The sequence below is a fragment of the Virgibacillus dakarensis genome, assembly GCF_900155625.1.
In the GTDB taxonomy this organism is placed as follows: Bacteria; Bacillota; Bacilli; order Bacillales; family Amphibacillaceae; genus Lentibacillus_C; species Lentibacillus_C populi.
This window is the reverse complement of sequence record NZ_LT732553.1, coordinates 530,143-548,517: the sequence shown is the minus strand read 5'-3', so window position 1 is coordinate 548,517 and position 18,375 is coordinate 530,143. Positions and strand designations below refer to the sequence as shown.

The following is an 18,375-nucleotide window of genomic DNA, read 5'->3' as shown; positions in this document are numbered from 1 at the left end:
TATTTTAAAAGCGCTAATTGATCTATCAGGTATTTAGGGGGACTTTTTCATGAACGGAAATGAATGGACGAATTACTTTTACGACCTCCATCAGCATATGAAAGAACAAGATAAGAAAATAAAAAAATTGGAATCAAGGCTAAATCAAGTGGAACAGATCGCACAGGAGAAAAACAAAAACACAATCGAGAAAATCGAATATAATTTTGATCAGCTAAAAATTGAGCGACTTGACGGGACACTGCATATCGGGCTGACACCAAGTGACTTGGCGAACATTGATGACCTTGGAATTAACCAGGCAAACCAAGCAAACCAGGGCGACCAGGTTGGTGTCGAACAGCCAATCAAGCAAACGTTATTAACTGATTTAAGCCGGTATCTCAGCAAAGAGGGACCGACACTTATCCAGCATTTAGCTGAACAATATCGGAACCCTGTTGATAAAGGATTCCAATCCATCATGCTCCAGGATATTGAAAAACAACTTCCCCATCGGATTGCTTTTTACGAGCAAGAAGCAAGAAAAAACAATAAAGTAGTTTCAGAGGATCAATTAACGGCCTACATTACGGAGCAAATTAAACAAGAAATTTACCAATCGCTTGTTTCCTATATGCAAGGAAATGAACAAAAAGGAGAAGATCAATGAATCTGGAAGTTCATAACTGGGGATTAAACGTATGTAATGTGGAAATTGATGCCATTACAGCCTCATCCGTGTTTCTGATCGGTGATAATGATGAAATGATCCTTTCATCATTTTTCGATACCCCACCTGAAGCTTTCACGGTTGGAGCGATTGTTCCATTAGCGCCATAATAAAGCAGACTAAACAGATTTCTGAAAAGGTGATTCAATTGGAAAAAAGGACTGCATGTGTAAAAAATGTCGAAGGTGCTTCCGTTGCCTTTAGTTCCATTTTAGCAATCGGCGATACGGAATTTTCACGGCCAATTTCAAGGGTGATTGCAGTACAAAAAGAAGGGGCTGTGTTCACTCCTAAAGACGATGTCCCATTTACAAATTACGATTTATTTACTCGGCCTGCCAAGTGGCTGAATAAAAGCAGTAACGTAAAGCAGCGAATCTATCATCATGAGCCATCTATCCATGTACAACAGGCTCAATTCATTGGGGTTGATACTTCTTCTATCTTTCAAATCGGCAGCATTCATAAACTATCTGCCGAGGCTCGAATAAAACATTTCCGGATCTTGCGTGAAGAAGATGTTAGCCCTGCACAAAGCACATAAAGGATTCATAGTTTATCCTAGGAAGAAAAAAACCCAGGAAGGTGTAAAAATGCCATCTATTGTAGGTCCGCTAAAAGTAAACAGCATTGATGGTGGGGTTGTTAATTTTGGAGATTCCTTTTACCTGTCTCCCAAAAGCACATCAAAAACAAGCTCTGGTTCCGGTTCGTTCAACACAGGGGACTTTATTTGTACCAATACAGGTATTAGCTCGACAAACCCATTTGATCAGGATGCATACGACCAAATTATATCTGCAAACGCATAGGGATCGGTCCTCCGCAAATCTAATCCAAAATCGCGGAGGGCGGATTCTTTATTCATAGGTTGATTGATCGGTGAAAATGAACTGGATACCATAAATAATCATACACGCCGCCATCGCAAGTGACCCCCAGCCAAGTGTTTTTTGATCGACCTCCAGGTAGTTGTTACATATTTGTTCATCCGTACCAATATACAAAACTGCCATTAATGAAAAAATAAGCATAATAAATACGTAAATAAATCTTTTTCCGAAAGTACTGAGCTTCTTCCAACTATCACGTAGGGGAACCCCAGCTAAAAATGGCAAACTAATAAATTTAAATATCTCGACGACCTGAATCGTAATTGCCTCATCCATCGCCCGTGGTATCATCCAATAACTCCAAACGATAAGGAAAAGGAGAAGCCCTGGTACACCATTTTGATTCCATTTGGCAAAAAAGCGTGGAAAGCGGAGTTGGAAAAATTGCGCCATAAGAAATCCGGAAAAAACGAGCAGCGGCATTTGGGTATGCATATGAACAATCATAATCGACTCAAGCAAATTCGCAACAGGCGGCAGGATCAAAAAAATATATAACAATAAACCATACATTGCCTGTTTCATTTGTCAGCCCCCCGTTTCATTACCAAGCATCGCGATAACGGTATCTGCAGCATCTTCTATTTTCGTATAATCCAGTATCTCCATTAAATGACCTTGCTTACCTATTAAATAGAATGCCGTATTATGAGTGAAATTTCCGTTCCCATCAGGAATGACAATGACACCTAATCTCTTTAATAATGAATCCAACTCTTTCTTATCATTGATCCGTGCCATTCGCCAAGTCTCACCATCACTGCCGAAATAGGTTTGATATTTCGCTAACGTTTCCGGATTATCCCGCTCCGGGTCAAAACTGATACTTAAGAAAAGGATATCCTTGCCAATATATTTTTTCGGAATCGCCTCATAAACATCAGCCATATTCATTTCCAATTGCGGACACACGGTTGTGCAGCTTGTATACATAAACGTTAGAAACACAATTTTCCCCTCGGCAAACTCATCGAATGAATATGTCCGCTCCTGACTGTCCTGTAATGTCACATCAGGGAAAACTGGCTTATCTTTTAACAATTCATATGTTCTCGCACTTTCCGCAGTAAACGCCCTGAACCCATCTGTACCAACGTAAAATAATGCACTTCCAAATATGATGACTAGTATAATAGCTAACGTATTACGCCAATTTTTCATAAACGATCACTTCCTTATCCAGCAATCAGATGACAAAAGTCGGAGGTCAGATTTAGATATAATGAATTTACCGATCTCTTTTCTCTGACTTCCGACTTCTGTTCACTGGCCTCTGAACTTATACAGTAATCAGGGGCCAGAATTCGGAGGCAAGATTTGCATGCAATGAATTCGCCGATCTTCTTTCTCCTGCTTCCGACCTCTGGCATCCCACCTCTGCTTCACCATGTCTTGATCGGTGGTGATCCTGGAGGTGCATTTACAATAAAATCAACAACAGGTACGACATACGCCATCGCAACAACCATTAGCATCAGGACAATCCATAACCCCCAGCGTTCCATCCAAATTGGCGTTGGCAGTGCATCGTCTTCCGGTTCACCGATTGGAAATTCAGTCTCTCCTTTTGGTGCAAAAAACATCATGTTAAATACGGCGTAAACTTGAATAATTACCCCGATTAGCAATAACGTCGCGCCAATCCCCATCACATATTCATAAGGAACCCAGCTTAATGCTGTGTTATGATCCCCGTATGTGGTAAAAGCTGTACGCCTTGGATCACCAAGGAGCCCTACTAGATGTTGGGAACCAGACATGAGAATCATTCCGACCGTCCAAATGATCGTTTGAATGACACCAAGCTTATTCATTTGTGGTGTTAGCTTGCGTTTTGCTAAATACGGGATCAGCCAATAACAAATTCCAAAGAATGTTAGAACAACTGATGTCCCGACTGTCAGGTGAAAGTGTCCTACTACCCATAATGTGTTGTGAATAACCTGGTTCATCTGGTTGCTCGTATTTACAATACCACCAGCTCCTGCAGGAATAAAGGCGATCATTGCAACCATCGGCGCCAGGAACCGAACATCGCCCCATGGCAGTTTTTTGAACCATCCCAGCAGCCCTTTTCCACCTAATTTCCTGCCAGCCCGTTCAAATACGGCAAACATAGCGAATGCAGTCATTAGAGAAGGAAACGCAATTGATATACTCATAAATACATGTAAAAACTTAACTGATTCCGAAATTCCCGGATCAATGATCTGATGGTGGAATCCTCCAGGTATATTAAGAATCACTAGTAAAACAACTACCAGTCTTGCTAATTTGTCACTAAACACTCTTCCGCCGATAATCTTTGGTACTACGACATACCATGCGGAGGTTGCTACAATATACCAAATGTTTACTAATGTATGACCAAAGCTCCAGAACAATGTACGACTAACCATTACATTGATCGTTTCTTTCCAGCCCAATGACCAAGGAATAAGCGTTAAAACTTCGGTGGTTACACCAAGACTTCCAAAAAACCATAATACAAAGACGCCCATAGCGAAAAATGCCAGTAATGGAGTTACCTCACCGCGATGATTTTTCCGCCAGTGGTTATAGTTGATAAACACCCCAAAACAGCACGACCATATTCCAAGTACAACAAACACTAATCCAATATAAAACACCGGTGATGCTGCAAGCGGCGGGTAAAACGTATATAAAACAGACGCTTCATTTGCCACAATCGTGATGACTACTAATGCTACACCAATTAGCATGAGGACAAATCCAGTCCAAGCCATTTTCCGGACTTTTGGCAGCAATCCGCCAAGTGTATGGGAAACCCCTGCATATAAATAACCGATTGTAAATGTTGACGTGAAAATAAGAATGAGTAAAATTCCATGTGCTGTTAACACTTGATAATAGTTCAGCCAAGCTGGCAATTCCAGCAAACCGGAACGCTCAAGCCCTTGCAATAATCCTAAAATACCGCCAACAAGCAAGGTGATGAAGGATACGGATAGGTATGCTTTTGATAGTTTCGCGTCCTTGAGATTGACACCTAATGCTCTGTTCGCTTTCTCCCGTAATGTTGATTGAATCGCTTGTTCCATTTCAGTTCCCCTCCTTTACTTCACGGTAATTGTTGTAGACATCATCTGATGTCCTGTGCCACAATATTCGTTACATAAAATTAAATAGTTTCCCGGCTTATCAAATGTGTGTGATATTTTTTGAATATGTCCTGGCATTACCATTGCATTCACATTTGTTTCAGCAATTTGGAAGCCATGTGTCACATCCTTTGACGTCATAGTAAAGTTCACTTTTGCCCCAGCTGGTACTTCAATATTACCTGGGTTGAAACCAAATGCCTGTAGTGTCATGACTACTTCATATTCGTTTTCACCAATTTTCTTTACTCCCGGATCGTTAAATGGTGCAATCTGATCTACTTTTTGCGGATCAATCGTTTCTTTTTCACTTGGCGGCCCCATACCTAATGCAAACGTTTGATAGCCGACAACCACCATAAAAATGATTAAAATACCTGCACTTAAGGTGAGCCAAATTTCCTCAAATTTATGCATGCCCTCTCCCCCCTATAATCTAGTCATATATAACCAAAATACCGCTACCCACATTATGACGATCACAGCACCGACGATTCCTGTTGACACCAACGTGCCTTTTAACGATTTTACGTCATCTGCGCCCTCTTGCTGTTTGGAAATATTCGCTTTGGTTGTGTTCATTTCCAACCCTCCTTGGTTCTGACTATTACACTTACATCTTATTAGGGAAGTGCTATGCAAGAAGTGAAATAAATCACGAGCAACTGTGATTTTTATTACAGTTATAGGGGGAAAAATTAGCAGCAGCGGGTTCCCACTGTAACGATATTGGGGCAAACCACTGGTATAGAAAGGTTTACGCGTTGTTAACACCAGTTATAAATTGCAACAAATCCGTCACAATCCAATAAGAAAAGCGCAAGCGCCCGTTTAGCAACGTACAAACTGGAGCACTCCGCAATGAGATAAAGGAAACACGGTGAGCTGGAAGCGAACCGATGTTGACTTATCGTAGTGAAGGAGTGTGAAGTTTGCTAGTTGCTGGGCGCTGGAGCTGGACATGGCCAACTCTGACGTAAGCAGAATAGAACCTAAATTTTTATACTTTCTTTACCTAGAACCCATATTCGGCACCTGAAAGATAAACTTTCTCCTATTTTTCAGGTGCATTTTTTAAAATTAATATCTCTATTTTGTTAATTCCTTAATAGTAGACTTTCTTCTTTGTTTTTCCTTTATATTCGACATTTCATTTTCGCAATCCCCCATATCTCACTTAAACTACTGTATTTTCTGCTTGTTTCGACACGTATATTGTCATATCATAACCCGCAAGTTCAAGGATTCGTTTACATTCTTCATTGATGTTATCTGGAAGAAAGCGAAGTGTCTCTCCATTTTGCTGGATATATATGATTTTTATTTTTTTGAGCTCTTTCAATAACACTTGACCTGTCGGATTAAATAACTTTCTATTTCCAGCTAAATTTAGAGGCTTCTCCTCCTGTTTCATTTTTTCTCGAACACGATTTTCAAGAATGCCATATACGAGAAGCGCCATCACAAAAACAATTCCTAATGCTGCCACGCGGCTAGGTTTTTTTAGGAAAAACCCATCTATCATTTGAGGACTTTTTAAAACACGAAAACGCGTTTCCGCAGCTTCTTGCCCTTTATAGGTTTGAAGGATCTCTAAGTCTGTCATCTCTTGACGATCACATTTGTCCGTGATAAGGATGAACGTACTTAATTTACGTTTCTTTTCCTCAACTGCCTCCTCTATTTCCTCCAGACATTGGAGATGAGGACGATATACCGTGATGACGTTGGGAACCTCATTCTTTTTTGGACGTCCCCGTTTCTTTCGTTTTTCCGTTTGTTCTTCCGGTTCCATCTTAAATGAATACTGGAAATAATGACTTGCATTTTCTTTTTCAAACTTCTCCAAAGCTTCCTTGGCATCTGATTCACAATGATACACGGTACTTTCAAATGTATCTATTGCCTTTTCGAGTTTTATACGTTCCTTTCCCAGTTTACGCAGGAAAGTTTTTTCCTTTTGTTCATTGAGCTTGTCCGAATAGACGACAACAAAGCGATACATAAAACCATCCAGTTTTTCTGTAAATGACTGGAGTTTATAGGAAGCAGCTTTCTTTTGTGGCTTTATCTGACCGATTTCTTCCCATCTATCTTTTTTCCATGCTTTTTCTTTTAATTCAGAACTCAAGCTGAATGTTTCGGGAAGCCGGGAAATGAAGTGGAGATTCCCCCGTATTTCTCGTAGGTTATCTAGGGTTATCAGGGCGGAATCTGCCTGATAAATCAGTTGCCCCCATTCTTCCTCCGACAGTAAGTTACGAAGCTTTTGAATGAATGTAAAATTCCACGTTTTATCATCCGTATTTCCGTTTTCAACCGTAGCTAAGATTGGAATACGTTCTGGTGTGACACTCATACCGAGTACAATTTGTTTTAAATCCGGCCGATGTTGTTTACTGAATCCATGCGTGATTTCCAAATCCTCCGCTGCTTCTTCTGACTTCGGTACTTTTTCCTTTGTGTTGTATTCGCCGTACAAAGAGTAGGAAGTCGTATCATTATGCAGCCTCCCAAGAGGCAGGCCTAGTTGATGGCAAGCTGAAATGGCCAACGTTGAATATACCTTCCACGGGTTGACTTCATACAAGGCATCCAGTGCACGACCAAGTGCGTATTCATTTATATGTGAAGCTTCTACATCAGAACCAAACAACATCTCCACATCTTGTTCTTCAAAATATTGCTCAACATGATACAGCGGTTCTCGATCCGAAAGAATATTAATAACCAGTGCTTTTAAGCGAGCACCAGGTGATAGTTTGCAGCGACTTTCATCCCATTCGATTTGTTCGTTAAGAAGGTCCTCAAAACCTATCTCATCGCAAATCGCAGAAATCAACTGGGATGGTCCTGTAGAGAGCATCATAACCCGATCTTTTGGCTTCATCCTATTTCCCTCCCTTTTTCTTCTTTCCTATACGTTTCGAGAAAGACGGGAAAAAACCTTTAAAAAATACATTATCTTTATTTATTCACCTGCCGAATGTGGGCTAGAACAAAAGGTGACAAGTTTTAGAAGCAGAGTGTTTCATTGGGAATCAATGGCTGTTCGTGGCACGCGAGAAAAACCTTATATCCATTTTTACCTGGCGTGACAGTCAGGCAAACTTATCCGATTTGATTCACTTTCTGTCTGTCTTTTACATACGTTATTATATATCGGTTTAAGGAAAGAGTTGGCTAGTGAAGGAATATCCGGGACTCATCCATATTTCTTAACCGCAACAGCCCTATTCCATTATGGAATAGGGCTGTTTATTGTTCAGTAATGATGTATGGCTGCTCTCCCAGGTTTGGCATGAATACAGGTTTCTTCTTGTCTCAACTCGTCCTGTTTTATTGTCCGCCCCCTCCTGGGGAATGTCACACACCTAATTTCATTGCTTGCTCACATCCCATAATCACGGTGCTTATTCGCCAGTGGCATCCGGTACTTTAACCACCAGCTGTTTAGCAAAGAAATAGAGGTATGTCTCTTTTACCGGCTGGTGCCAAATTGTTTCAATTGCTTGTCGGTACAGGTTCATTTGCGTCATGTATCTCTTCTTAAGTTTGCTGGTAACCTGTTCTGTTACTTCTCCATCAATGGCATCTGTCTTATAATCCAAAATAATCCAGCCATCATCCTTAGGAATAATACAGTCGATCACACCTTGAACCAAAACGTGTTCGTCCGTTTCACTTGACCAAGCCGGATAAACCTGACTAGCCGGCAAAGACAGACTAAACGGTACTTCCCGGTATAGTTTGGGGGTGGAAAGCATGTACTTGCCAATTTCGGTGGTGAAAAACTGAGCTATGGCACTAAAGTCAATGACTGCCGTTTCATCGTTTGTCAGTATTTCTTTCTCCACGAGGATTTCTGCAAATTCCTCAACCTCTTCAGCAGCTAATGCTTTCTCCAAAGGAATATGCTGCATCACCGTATGCATTACTGTTCCACGTTCGGCCGCTGAGATGGTTTGTTCCTGCTGCAGGAATTTAGGCCGTTTAACAATTGGCGCTTGAAACGTTTGGACAAGCTGTTCATCGCTGTATTCGTCTTTTATTTCCCGCTGCCGTTTTATTTCGGTAACAGTTTGTTTAGCCCGGGCCGTTTGGGCCTGCTGGAACGGGTATTGGAATGACAAACGTCGGTTAACAGCATCGGTTAACCCATCATCCGCTAATGGTAACGGCTGCCACTCGATTATATTTTCCTTCAATTTGGCGTCCGCCTCCACCTTTACCTCGTCCAAATTGGCATATTCACTGCCATGGACAATGGAAACGTTCCATGCCGATGGATCAACCTTAATTTCATCCAAAACAGCATCACTTAATTCCTCTGTTCGTAGTGCAGCATTTCTCTGGTGACGAAGCAGCGCAGGACCAACCCAATCCAAATATGTTTTTGCTTCCATACGATAGTGTGCTGGTAAAACCCATTCACCGTGATCGATCATCTTTTGCCATTTTGCTTGTTTCTTCTCAAAGGAAGCGACATTGGCCACCATTACCAATTTTTCTTTCGCGCGTGTCAGAGCAACATACAAAACCCGCATTTCTTCTGCCAAAAGCTCTCGCAATTTCTCTTTTTGGAAAGCATGGAAAAGCAGGGTCGGATATGTAATCCGTTTTACCGGATCAATATATTTACTGGCAAAACCAAGATCCTTGTGCAATAAATAGCGTTGTTTGAGATCCTGCATATTAAATTGTTTATCCATTGCACCTAAAATAACAACCGGGAATTCCAGTCCCTTGCTTTTATGAATTGTCATGATCCGGACAACATCTTCCTGCTCACTAAGCGCCCTTGCTGCACCTAGGTCTTCTCCACGCTCTTCCATCCGCTCAATAAAACGCAAAAAACGGAATAATCCCCGGAACGATGTAGTCTCATAGCCACGGGCACGGTCATAAAGCGCTCGCAGGTTTGCCTGGCGCTGCCGTCCACCTGGCATACCGCCGACAAAATCATAATAGCCAGTTTCCCGGTAAATTTGCCAGATCAGCTCCGATAATGCCCCCTGCCTTGAGGCGACACGAAACCGTTCAAGCTGCTCTAAAAAGTTGTTTATTTTTACAGCAGTCTCTCCTGTTTCCTGGCGATTAAACTTTTTCAATGCATCATAGTACGTATGCCTCCTGTCTGCCAGGCGAATCTTGGCTAACTCTTCCTCGTTCAGTCCAACAATCGGAGAACGTAAGACAGATGCAAGTGGAATATCCTGTCTTGGATTATCAACGACCTTCAGAAAGCTCAGCATAATCTTCACTTCAATTGCTTCAAAATAGCCAGTGGAGAGCTCGGCATAAACCGGGATACCTTGTTTTTTCAGTTCATCAACAATCGTTGGCGCCCATGTCATCGATCGTAATAAAATTACGACATCACGATATTGGATACCCCGTTGTGTCTGGGTTGCTTTATCGACAACCTTTAGTGGCGGGTTGTCCTTTTGCCCAATCCAGCCTTTAATCTTTTCGGCATATGCTCGTGCTTCAAGCTGCGCTTTTTCCAAGTCCTGATAATTTTCCGTTTCATCGTCCTGTGTTTCATTTTCTTCCGGCGCTTCGCGGTCAATAATTAATAGCTCTGGTTCGGATTCGGGAAACGCAAGCGAATCATACATGCCGTTTGCATAAATTAACTCGGCATCCTGGTCATAATTAATCTCTCCTAAATTCTCATCCAAAATTTGTCGAAAAATATAATTCGCACCAATTAACACCTGTTCACGACTGCGGAAATTACTTGCCAAGTCAATCCGTAATCCGTTCGTTTCCGGTTGGGCGAAACGTTTGTATTTGTCAATAAACAAGGACGGCTCAGCATGTCGGAAACGATAGATGCTTTGTTTCACATCACCAACCATAAACATATTCCCTGGACCGTCCTGATCACTGATCAACGACAAAATTGTCTCCTGCACCAGATTTGTATCCTGATACTCGTCCACCAATACTTCGGTAAACTGCTTTTTAAAATGATTGGCTACAGTTGACGGCACAGGATAATCAATCCCCGATGAAGTATCGCTTAACAGTTCGAGACAATAGTGTTCAAGATCGGAAAAATCGACAATCGCTTTTTCCCGTTTTTGCTCGGTAAATCGTACTTTAAATTGTTTGACAAGCTCCGTCAGCTGTTTAATGACAGGGGCAAGCTCCCGCATATCGGCAATATGACCCGAAAGATCACGGGTAAACCAGTTTAGTTTCATATCATTCCAGCGTTTTTTGTAGCTGTCTCTGAGCATCTTGACCTTATTTTTCTTCGTTTCGTCACAATCGACTTTTTTCCTGGACAGATTGGCAAAGGTGCTTTGTTGCATGTAAGCTTGCAGATTGTTCCATGATTCAAGCTGTGCTAATGCTTCTTCCAGGTTAGCTAAATCGGAAGCAATTGCTTCAGCATAATGGTATGGACCATCGTTTTCTCTCGTCAGCCCAAGAGCGAGGCTCGTTTCTTCTTTCATTGCAGCAAGTTGGCTGGCCACTTCCCGCTTCATGATCGAAAGCCACGGCAATTCAGCTTCTGTCCATCCGTCTTTCACGTCGTAAGTTTCCGCCAAACGATCAAGCCAGCGCTCCGGCCAAGGATTTTGCATCGCAAATGTATACAGGTCAAGTACGAGATTCTCCACATCTATATCACTGCGGTCGCTGGAAAAACGATCGACAACAGCAAAAAAGTGACCTTGTTCATCACCTTCCTTGCCATACCATTCCTCAAACAGATCAGCAATAACTTCCTGTTTGATTAAATCCGCCTCCATATCATTGGCAATCCGGAAGCCTGGATCAATATCAAGCAAATACGCATATTGCTTCACCACATCCAGGCAAAAGGAATGTAATGTTGAAATCGAAGCTCGCTGCAACAGGGACAATTGTTTTTTTAAATGGTTTGATGCTGGGTTTTCGACAAGTGCCCGTTCCAATGCCAGCCCAACCCGATTACGCATTTCCTGTGCGGCTGCATTTGTAAAGGTAACGACTAGCAATGTATCGATGTCAACCGGATTGTCCTGTTTAATTAACTTCTGAATAATCCGTTCTACAAGTACGGCAGTTTTTCCCGATCCAGCAGCTGCCGCAACCAGTACATCACTTCCATCTGTATAGATAGCCTTATGCTGCTCGTTTGTCCAATTCACCATATTACACTCCCCCGTCTTTCCGCAGTTTTTCGATAATGTCGTCTTCTTTCATTTCGGTTAGCTTGCGGAAATTATTCTCGTCCAGACTCGGGTCAAATTGACAGACGGAGCGAAATGAGCAAAATGTACAGGCGTTTTTCTGTTTATGCTGGTACGGGTTTAAGTGGACGCCACCTTCCGTCATATCAATACCCGCATTAATCATTAACTGTTGAATATGACCTTGGAGGATTTGAAATGTTTCCTGGTCCGCAACATGAGAGCTTGCGTAAAATCCCCCATTTTTCTTTACCCCTGCTGGCACAATTTGACTTGTCCCCGATTCGAGTGATGTATCCATCATTTTTACCGTGTCTTCATTGGCAAGAAGCAATCCCTGCATTTTATATTTTTTAAAAAGTTCATCGTCAATCTCCTGCTCATTCATGTTTTGCTTTGCCGAAATCATTGGATTATGGACATGGAAATAAAGTACTCCCGCTGGCGTTGCTTTGACCCCAAGCCATTGCTCTGACTGTGACAGAACAACATCCAAATAGGCAAGCATCTGCAATGTGAGGCCGTAATACACTTCAACAAGATTTAACCCCTTTGCACTTGATTTATAATCGATAATCCTAAGAAATAAATTTTCCTGATTGATAGCCTTGTCAACCCGGTCAATTCGCCCGCGAAGCATTAATTCAAACCCATTGGCAAGCGGTAATCTGACCGGTTTCAGTGTTTGTTTTTCTCCAAAACCAAGCTCCAGACCAATTGGCGAAAAATTACTTTGGCGAGCCTGCTCACTTAGTACATATGCAGCCCTGGCAATGACCTCCTCCAGTTTTTGCTGTATATAGTGATACCGGTTCGAACTGTGCAAAATCTGATGCTGTAAGATCGGTGCCAATTTCGTTACCGCTTTTTGTGCATAGTCGGTAGTGTCGGTTTTGCTTAATTGGGCAAAATCTTTTCCTTCAGCTTGAATCCATTCGGTTATTTTTTTCAATGCCTCATGAAAAAGCTGGCCAATATCAGGTGCATCCAATTGGTATGTTTTTCGCTCATCAAGTCCTAAACTGTATTTAGCAAAATGCTGATAGGAACAGCGATAATACATTTCCATCCTTGACACGCTTGCTTTTACTTGCTTAGGATATAATTTTTCCGTTGTTTGTTTTGATAGGTTGACCGGTTTATTCTGGTAATACAAGCTTTGTAAAATCGTATAGGTTGTCCCGTACTTTTCACTTGTTTTTATATACCAATTAAGAACATGCCACCAGATCGGTTGTACCGTGTATCCCTTCCGATGACGGGCAAGCTGGGCTGTTAACGCTGACCTTGTTTTAGCTGGTGTCGTAATAAACCGGTCAGCCTCCACTAGTTCATCCGGATCTTGAAGCAGCAGGTGATCACAGCATGCAGGAAACAAATCCTCCACCCGTTTAATCAATTGCGAAGGCATTTTCGCTTTCCCATCTTCATCACTCAGTGGATAACTGATCCATAGTTGATCACTTACCGCGGTAAACGCAAGATACATGTAAAACCAGTCGTCCAGCAATTGCCGCTTACTGCTTTCAGCCAACCGTAATCCATGGTCTGCCAAGAGCTCCCGTTCTCTTTCATTAATCATTCCGTCAGCTTGTGGCTTCATTGGCCAAACACCATCATTTACGCCAAGCAAGAATGCACATTTCATCCCGCTAATCCGCGAACGATCAATGGTTCCAACAATAACATGATCGATGCTTGGCGGAACATGGGCAAATTTCAGCGAATCAAACCCGGCATCAAGTGTTGAACGAAATGTTGCTAGATCCATCGTTTCATCCCCGACGATTTCGACCATTTCGTCAAGCAGCTGAACGACCGCATTCCACACTTGTTCCTGCTCACGACCTTTTTCAATCTGTCCGGCATCATCAAACACATCACGCATTTGTTCAAGGCGCTGCGGGACATGAAGCTGTTCAATCCATTGAAACAAAACCTGACACATTTCCTTTACTGTACCCGCTTGACGGATTTGATCATCAAACGGTTTTAATGCTCTTGCCACTTGTTTGCGGTATGCATTAATCCGCTGCTGCATTTCTTTTTCGCCATCTGTCTGGGCAGTTTGATCAAACCCGCGAAACCGCTGGAATATCCAATCTTTATCACTCGTCCAGCGTGTTCGTGAACGAATCCCGTATTCCAATACATAATTTTCCAGTTCATCAATCGCATCGTCCGTTAAAGGGTATCGTTTATCCGAAACAGGAATAAAGCCTGTCTTCAGCACGCGAAAAATAGCATCATAGCGCCAGTTCCCCTCAACAATATCAAAAGCGGAACGGATCAGCTCAATCAGCGAATGATTCAGCATTGTCCGTTTTTCATCGATAAAAACAGGAATACTGTAATCCTCGAATATCGTAGCAATCAAGTCATGGTAATTTTCCGATTGCCTGATAAATATCGCGATGTCCTGGTACCGATAATGTTCTTCCCTTACAAGCCGAATAATTTCCTGAGCAGCTCCTTCGACTTCTGCCCTTGGATGAACAGCCTCAGCAATTTGAATCGGTATATCACCTGGAAATTCGGGAGCGGGTCGCACATCAAAATTTGCTTCCAAATGGAGAAAAGCAGGATTATCTCTAAATCTGCCATATGCTGGATGCAATACAATTGTTTCCTCAACAGCAACCTGATTTTCTCCGGCAATTGTCCGGAGTAATTGGTAGGTTTCCTTCGTCTGATAAAACAAATCCAGTTCAGAAACAGCGGTATCTTCCGGGTCATCAATGGTCAGAGCAATCGTAACATGGCTTGCCTTTTTCATTAATGCCTCGACTACGAAGAGCTCCTGTGGTGTAAAGCGGTGAAACCCGTCGAAATAGATATCCGCATTATCCAGAAGTGAGGCTTGTCCTGCTTTTTCCGCCAGCAATTGCAATTGATCCTCACTATCAATATATTTATCTTGCAACGTAATGGATAATTTTTCGTATAAGTAAGTTAAGTCCTGAAGCTTATTCGTTAACGCCACTTCACCAGGTTCTTTATGTGTAAACTGATTTATTTGCTCTATTTCCATTTTCAGCATTTCGGGGGTAATACTATACCGTTTAAATTCAGTAATTATTTTTTCCAATTGCTCCAGAAATCCTTGCTTTTCCATTGCTTTTTGAAAAACGTTCCATTCCGATTGTTTTTCTTCTATAATCTTTCTTAGCATCATTTGCATACCCGTTGAACTGATAAACTGCCTTATTCCCCCGCCGGTTTCCTGTAAAACCCGCCATGCCAGCCGGGAAAAACTGACAACATTGGCACGGGTACTGCCATGGATCGTTTCATCACGAAACAATGCATATTCCTGCTGAAACGTCATTTGATCCGGAACAATGTAAAATATTGGTGCACCTCGTGGATCTTCTTCCAGCTTTTGTTTGATTTCGTCAAGTATTCTGCCGCTTTTCCCTGTACCAGCCTTCCCCAGTAAAAATCGTATCCCCACTGTAAAAATCCCCCTAACATGGCATCTATTTAATCGTCTTATTCTCACCAAAAGACATTTTCCATCAAAAAATAAAGCTTCTTTCCTATTTTATCAAAGAAAGAAGCTTTATTATACTCTCAGGCTTAGACTGTAACTTACTTGTGAAAGAACTCCATAGTGTGCTTCCATGGATAACTAGGTATTCATGTTTGGCCACGTCCAGCTCCAGCAGCGGCTAGTGAAACATTGCTGAATTAACCAATCCACTATCCTAATATATTTTTATGCCAAACACTAGAATCGGGCAATTCAATAACGGGTTATACATTTCAGCCATGCTCCACTAGTGTGCTTCCGCCTTTATTTTCCCAAACTGAAACTTGCCTGTGACAGTGGCCAATATTTAATATCTACCTTGCCGACAAGCTGTTCAACCGAAATAAAACCGAATGATCTGCTGTCAAGGCTATTATCCCGATTATCACCCATGACAAATAATTTTCCTTCTGGCACCTTGCTAGCTCCCGTTATTTCCTGTAATGCAAAATCTTTCGTAAATGGTGTCGCTTCGTTTACATCTCTAAATGGCTCAAGAAAATTTTCTTCTACATATTTCCCATTAATATACAGCTTATCATCTTGATAGACAATTTCATCTCCAGGCAAACCAATTACCCGTTTCACATAATCGTTCTGCTTATTTGCATGAAAAACGATAACATCAAAACGATCAACATCTTTTAAGTTATAGACTACCTTATTAACCATTAGCAAATTTCCATCGTTTAGTGTCGGTTCCATTGATTCACCATCAACAACATAGCTTGCAAACAATACAGTCCGGAAGATGATCGCTAAAACGATGGCAAAGAAAATGACCGAAATAATTTTACGGTAATTTAATCTTTTCATTGTCTTTCCTCCAGGGTTATTCTCTTTTACATCATACCCTGTTTTTGTCCTGTTTAATCACCGTTATGCTGCGATGCATCTCTTTCCTCCGCTCTTCTTTGCAACCTTTTTTCAATATATTTTCCTAACACCCAAAATAACGCGATACAAATGCCTACAATGATTGTTCGGACAGGATTCTCTGCAAATGACATAATACTTGCCCCAACATATGCCATTGTAAAGATCATAACTGACTTTCCCATGATAACTGCCAAGACAAATTGCTGCAGGCTGATTTTCGACAGCCCGGCAACAATATTGATGACGGATGATGGGGAAAACGGAAAACACATGAGTAAAAATAACGGCCCAAAACCGTGCCGTTCAAGCCACGCTGTTACTTTATGTACCTGTTTATTTTTCCGTACAGCTTTAAAAATCCGCTTTTTCCCCAGTTTGCGGACAATAATAAACACAAGGATTGCGCCAAGGCTTGATCCTAACCAGGACAATAAAAAACCTTGAAACAGCCCATATGCAGCAGAATTTGCAAAAACAAACACGACTAACGGTAAAAACGGTAAAAAGGCTTCCAGAAACGGCAGCAATATCCCCGGCAGCGGGCCCAATTTTTCATAATTGTTTAGAAGCTGTTGAATATACTCGTCCAGTAAGTCATTTTCAATAATCATTCGCCAATTTGTTATGCTGATGTCTAGTAGATACATTTCGTTAAAATCCCCTCACACAAGTAAAGCGCCAAGTTAAACAGTTTTGCTATATTTATTTTAAAGTAATTGTCTTCATCTGCATAGCAATAATTGCCGCTTTTTTGCCTCTTTCTTTTCATTATGAACAAAAATTATATTTTTAGTGTATTTTTTACTTATTTTATCATATAATAGTTATAGAACAAACGTTCCTGAGAGGGGATTGTTTATGCGCTATCTTAGTGATGAGGAAATAGATGTAGCATCAAGCTTTTTATTTCTTTCCATGGCATTAATCGTCATTCAGCAAGACATTCAGGAAATACAATCCGGAGCTTTCAAAATTAAAGAGCCTTATCTTGAACTTCTGGAAAAAATGACAGCGGAAGCAACTGAAGAACGAAGGAAGTTACAGGAAGTAATGAAGAAAAAAGATATAAAAGTCGTTACCTTAAATCAAAATGATTCTTTTTCTTCTTATCTCTTCCTTTGCCAAGGGCGTGAAGAAAAACGGAATTATTTTAACCCGGCTATCCGAAAAAAGGTAAAAGCAATTATTCAAGAGCTTATGCATAAGGCTCTGCAACCATTTCAACCGTTTGCTTCTGCAAATATTTGATCCGATTGTCCAATAAGTAACGAAATTGTGCCGTTCGCTGGATTTGATTTAACACCGAACCGAATGAAACTTCCAGAACTATTTTCTTGCCGGTTTTAAATAACACTTCCGTACATTGATTGGCAGCTTTATTCACCTGGTCAATATGAGAGTGAGCAATCCATGAACATTTTTCACTTGATGGTGATGTCGTGGGAAAGAAATACATGCCACTAGCCGGATCAATCGAAATTGGTGCCTTATGTGTGATCCCGCAAATATCCCTAGTTCCTTCCTGTCTCCCTTTTAGGCTCGACCCGAAGAACTTGCAGGCATAATCAATAATTTTCGTAGGGGTTTGTTCAACAATGATTTCTTCCTGCTCTTCTAAAATACATGTTGATACTTTTTCTGTTTTCGTTTTACCACGCTGAACTAATACGGCCATTGTCAAAGGAGTAATTTCATATGCTGGGTAGAAAAGATAATCATTAAACATTTTTCTCATCCATCCTTTCCATGTTCCATGAAAAGAAAGAGGCTTATTTACTAATTTACCAAAAATATAGGTAAAAAGATACTATAAAAATCAAATTTTCGTATAAGTTCACAATTTGTTCACAAACTATCATTCGTTTCATTATCCGTTAATTCGTTGTCTTTGCTCAGGTTCTCCTCAATCGCTTCCCTGCTCTCTACTGTATAAAAATCCGGATTTAGCAGTGTAAATGTTGCAAGTTCTGGGTCTTTTGTCTTATTTTTTCCCATTTTTAACAGATCCTTTTTATAATTAGTTTCCCTTTCAAATGGATAAATCATA

17 protein-coding genes are annotated in these 18,375 nt (G+C 41.2%); 5 read left to right on the top strand and 12 right to left on the bottom strand.

The genetic code is table 11. The features are described from left to right. Nucleotides 1–49 precede the first annotated feature (49 nt). The 4 genes from gerPC to CZ382_RS02725 are packed head-to-tail and all read left to right on the top strand — an operon-like array spanning nt 50 to nt 1,524. Nucleotides 50–652 (top strand): spore germination protein GerPC, encoded by a 603-nt coding sequence (gene gerPC, locus CZ382_RS02740; protein ID WP_088049704.1) that lies wholly within the window; start codon nt 50–52, stop codon nt 650–652. Further along, nucleotides 649–822: a spore gernimation protein GerPD gene (locus tag CZ382_RS02735; RefSeq protein ID WP_088049703.1), complete on the top strand. Its 174-nt coding sequence runs from the start codon at nt 649–651 to the stop codon at nt 820–822. The genes gerPC and CZ382_RS02735 overlap by 4 nt, the downstream gene beginning before the upstream one ends. A 38-nt stretch (nt 823–860) precedes the next feature. After that, nucleotides 861–1,256 carry a spore germination protein GerPE gene (locus tag CZ382_RS02730; protein WP_159457752.1) on the top strand — a complete coding sequence of 132 codons (396 nt, stop codon included), beginning with the start codon at nt 861–863 and terminating at the stop codon, nt 1,254–1,256. 49 nt (nt 1,257–1,305) lie between these two features. Beyond that, nucleotides 1,306–1,524 carry a spore germination protein gene (locus CZ382_RS02725; RefSeq protein ID WP_088049701.1) on the top strand — a complete coding sequence of 73 codons (219 nt, stop codon included), beginning with the start codon at nt 1,306–1,308 and terminating at the stop codon, nt 1,522–1,524. A 48-nt stretch (nt 1,525–1,572) separates the two neighbouring features. Here the strand turns inward: CZ382_RS02725 and CZ382_RS02720 are convergent, their stop codons facing one another. The 10 genes from CZ382_RS02720 to CZ382_RS02675 all read right to left on the bottom strand — a co-directional run bounded on the left by CZ382_RS02720 (nt 1,573) and on the right by CZ382_RS02675 (nt 16,975). Beyond that, nucleotides 1,573–2,130, bottom strand: coding sequence for a hypothetical protein (locus tag CZ382_RS02720; RefSeq protein WP_088049700.1), 558 nt, complete (start codon nt 2,128–2,130; stop codon nt 1,573–1,575). Nucleotides 2,131–2,133: 3 nt separating this feature from the next. Next, nucleotides 2,134–2,766 carry an SCO family protein gene (locus tag CZ382_RS02715; protein WP_088049699.1) on the bottom strand — a complete coding sequence of 211 codons (633 nt, stop codon included), beginning with the start codon at nt 2,764–2,766 and terminating at the stop codon, nt 2,134–2,136. A 221-nt stretch (nt 2,767–2,987) separates the two neighbouring features. Next, complete coding sequence (locus CZ382_RS02710; RefSeq protein WP_088049698.1) at nt 2,988–4,667, bottom strand: cbb3-type cytochrome c oxidase subunit I; 1,680 nt, start codon at nt 4,665–4,667, stop codon at nt 2,988–2,990. Nucleotides 4,668–4,682: 15 nt separating this feature from the next. After that, on the bottom strand, nt 4,683–5,144 hold the full coding sequence (locus CZ382_RS02705; protein ID WP_088049697.1) for a cytochrome c oxidase subunit II: 462 nt from the start codon (nt 5,142–5,144) through the stop codon (nt 4,683–4,685). 12 nt (nt 5,145–5,156) lie between these two features. Then, complete coding sequence (locus tag CZ382_RS02700) at nt 5,157–5,309, bottom strand: cytochrome c oxidase subunit 2A (protein ID WP_088049696.1); 153 nt, start codon at nt 5,307–5,309, stop codon at nt 5,157–5,159. 595 nt (nt 5,310–5,904) lie between these two features. Continuing rightward, on the bottom strand, nt 5,905–7,617 hold the full coding sequence (locus tag CZ382_RS02695; RefSeq protein ID WP_088049437.1) for an IS1634 family transposase: 1,713 nt from the start codon (nt 7,615–7,617) through the stop codon (nt 5,905–5,907). Between the two features lie 523 nt (nt 7,618–8,140). Further along, nucleotides 8,141–11,878 (bottom strand): helicase-exonuclease AddAB subunit AddA, encoded by a 3,738-nt coding sequence (gene addA / locus CZ382_RS02690; protein WP_088049695.1) that lies wholly within the window; start codon nt 11,876–11,878, stop codon nt 8,141–8,143. Between the two features lies 1 nt (nt 11,879). Continuing rightward, nucleotides 11,880–15,371, bottom strand: coding sequence for a helicase-exonuclease AddAB subunit AddB (gene addB, locus CZ382_RS02685; RefSeq protein ID WP_088049694.1), 3,492 nt, complete (start codon nt 15,369–15,371; stop codon nt 11,880–11,882). A 342-nt stretch (nt 15,372–15,713) separates the two neighbouring features. Then, nucleotides 15,714–16,265 carry a signal peptidase I gene (gene lepB / locus CZ382_RS02680; RefSeq protein ID WP_088049693.1) on the bottom strand — a complete coding sequence of 184 codons (552 nt, stop codon included), beginning with the start codon at nt 16,263–16,265 and terminating at the stop codon, nt 15,714–15,716. Nucleotides 16,266–16,318: 53 nt separating this feature from the next. After that, the gene (locus CZ382_RS02675; RefSeq protein ID WP_088049692.1) at nt 16,319–16,975 is read right to left on the bottom strand and encodes a TVP38/TMEM64 family protein; all 657 of its coding nucleotides are present in this window, start codon (nt 16,973–16,975) and stop codon (nt 16,319–16,321) included. 211 nt (nt 16,976–17,186) lie between these two features. Between CZ382_RS02675 and CZ382_RS02670 the strand changes: the two genes are divergently transcribed. Further along, on the top strand, nt 17,187–17,576 hold the full coding sequence (locus CZ382_RS02670) for a hypothetical protein (RefSeq protein ID WP_088049691.1): 390 nt from the start codon (nt 17,187–17,189) through the stop codon (nt 17,574–17,576). Here the strand turns inward: CZ382_RS02670 and CZ382_RS02665 are convergent. Together CZ382_RS02665 and CZ382_RS23610 are read right to left on the bottom strand one after the other, a co-directional pair. Continuing rightward, nucleotides 17,524–18,054 (bottom strand): competence protein ComK, encoded by a 531-nt coding sequence (locus tag CZ382_RS02665; RefSeq protein WP_088049690.1) that lies wholly within the window; start codon nt 18,052–18,054, stop codon nt 17,524–17,526. The two genes, CZ382_RS02670 and CZ382_RS02665, sit on opposite strands and share 53 nt — an antisense overlap. A 119-nt stretch (nt 18,055–18,173) precedes the next feature. Further along, nucleotides 18,174–18,323 carry a hypothetical protein gene (locus tag CZ382_RS23610; RefSeq protein ID WP_159457751.1) on the bottom strand — a complete coding sequence of 50 codons (150 nt, stop codon included), beginning with the start codon at nt 18,321–18,323 and terminating at the stop codon, nt 18,174–18,176. Between the last annotated feature and the right edge of the window lie 52 nt (nt 18,324–18,375).

What these genes read in the sequence shown, in the direction of transcription:
- CZ382_RS02705 (WP_088049697.1), bottom strand. Translation starts at nt 5,144, where the DNA reads ATGCATAAATTTGAGGAAATTTGGCTCACCTTAAGTGCAGGTATTTTA.
- gerPC (WP_088049704.1), top strand. Translation starts at nt 50, where the DNA reads ATGAACGGAAATGAATGGACGAATTACTTTTACGACCTCCATCAGCAT.
- CZ382_RS02695 (WP_088049437.1), bottom strand. Translation starts at nt 7,617, where the DNA reads ATGAAGCCAAAAGATCGGGTTATGATGCTCTCTACAGGACCATCCCAG.
- CZ382_RS02675 (WP_088049692.1), bottom strand. Translation starts at nt 16,975, where the DNA reads ATGTATCTACTAGACATCAGCATAACAAATTGGCGAATGATTATTGAA.
- CZ382_RS02720 (WP_088049700.1), bottom strand. Translation starts at nt 2,130, where the DNA reads ATGAAACAGGCAATGTATGGTTTATTGTTATATATTTTTTTGATCCTG.
- CZ382_RS02670 (WP_088049691.1), top strand. Translation starts at nt 17,187, where the DNA reads ATGCGCTATCTTAGTGATGAGGAAATAGATGTAGCATCAAGCTTTTTA.
- CZ382_RS02700 (WP_088049696.1), bottom strand. Translation starts at nt 5,309, where the DNA reads ATGAACACAACCAAAGCGAATATTTCCAAACAGCAAGAGGGCGCAGAT.
- CZ382_RS02665 (WP_088049690.1), bottom strand. Translation starts at nt 18,054, where the DNA reads ATGTTTAATGATTATCTTTTCTACCCAGCATATGAAATTACTCCTTTG.
- CZ382_RS02735 (WP_088049703.1), top strand. Translation starts at nt 649, where the DNA reads ATGAATCTGGAAGTTCATAACTGGGGATTAAACGTATGTAATGTGGAA.
- CZ382_RS02715 (WP_088049699.1), bottom strand. Translation starts at nt 2,766, where the DNA reads ATGAAAAATTGGCGTAATACGTTAGCTATTATACTAGTCATCATATTT.
- CZ382_RS02710 (WP_088049698.1), bottom strand. Translation starts at nt 4,667, where the DNA reads ATGGAACAAGCGATTCAATCAACATTACGGGAGAAAGCGAACAGAGCA.
- addA (WP_088049695.1), bottom strand. Translation starts at nt 11,878, where the DNA reads ATGGTGAATTGGACAAACGAGCAGCATAAGGCTATCTATACAGATGGA.
- CZ382_RS02725 (WP_088049701.1), top strand. Translation starts at nt 1,306, where the DNA reads ATGCCATCTATTGTAGGTCCGCTAAAAGTAAACAGCATTGATGGTGGG.
- lepB (WP_088049693.1), bottom strand. Translation starts at nt 16,265, where the DNA reads ATGAAAAGATTAAATTACCGTAAAATTATTTCGGTCATTTTCTTTGCC.
- CZ382_RS23610 (WP_159457751.1), bottom strand. Translation starts at nt 18,323, where the DNA reads ATGGGAAAAAATAAGACAAAAGACCCAGAACTTGCAACATTTACACTG.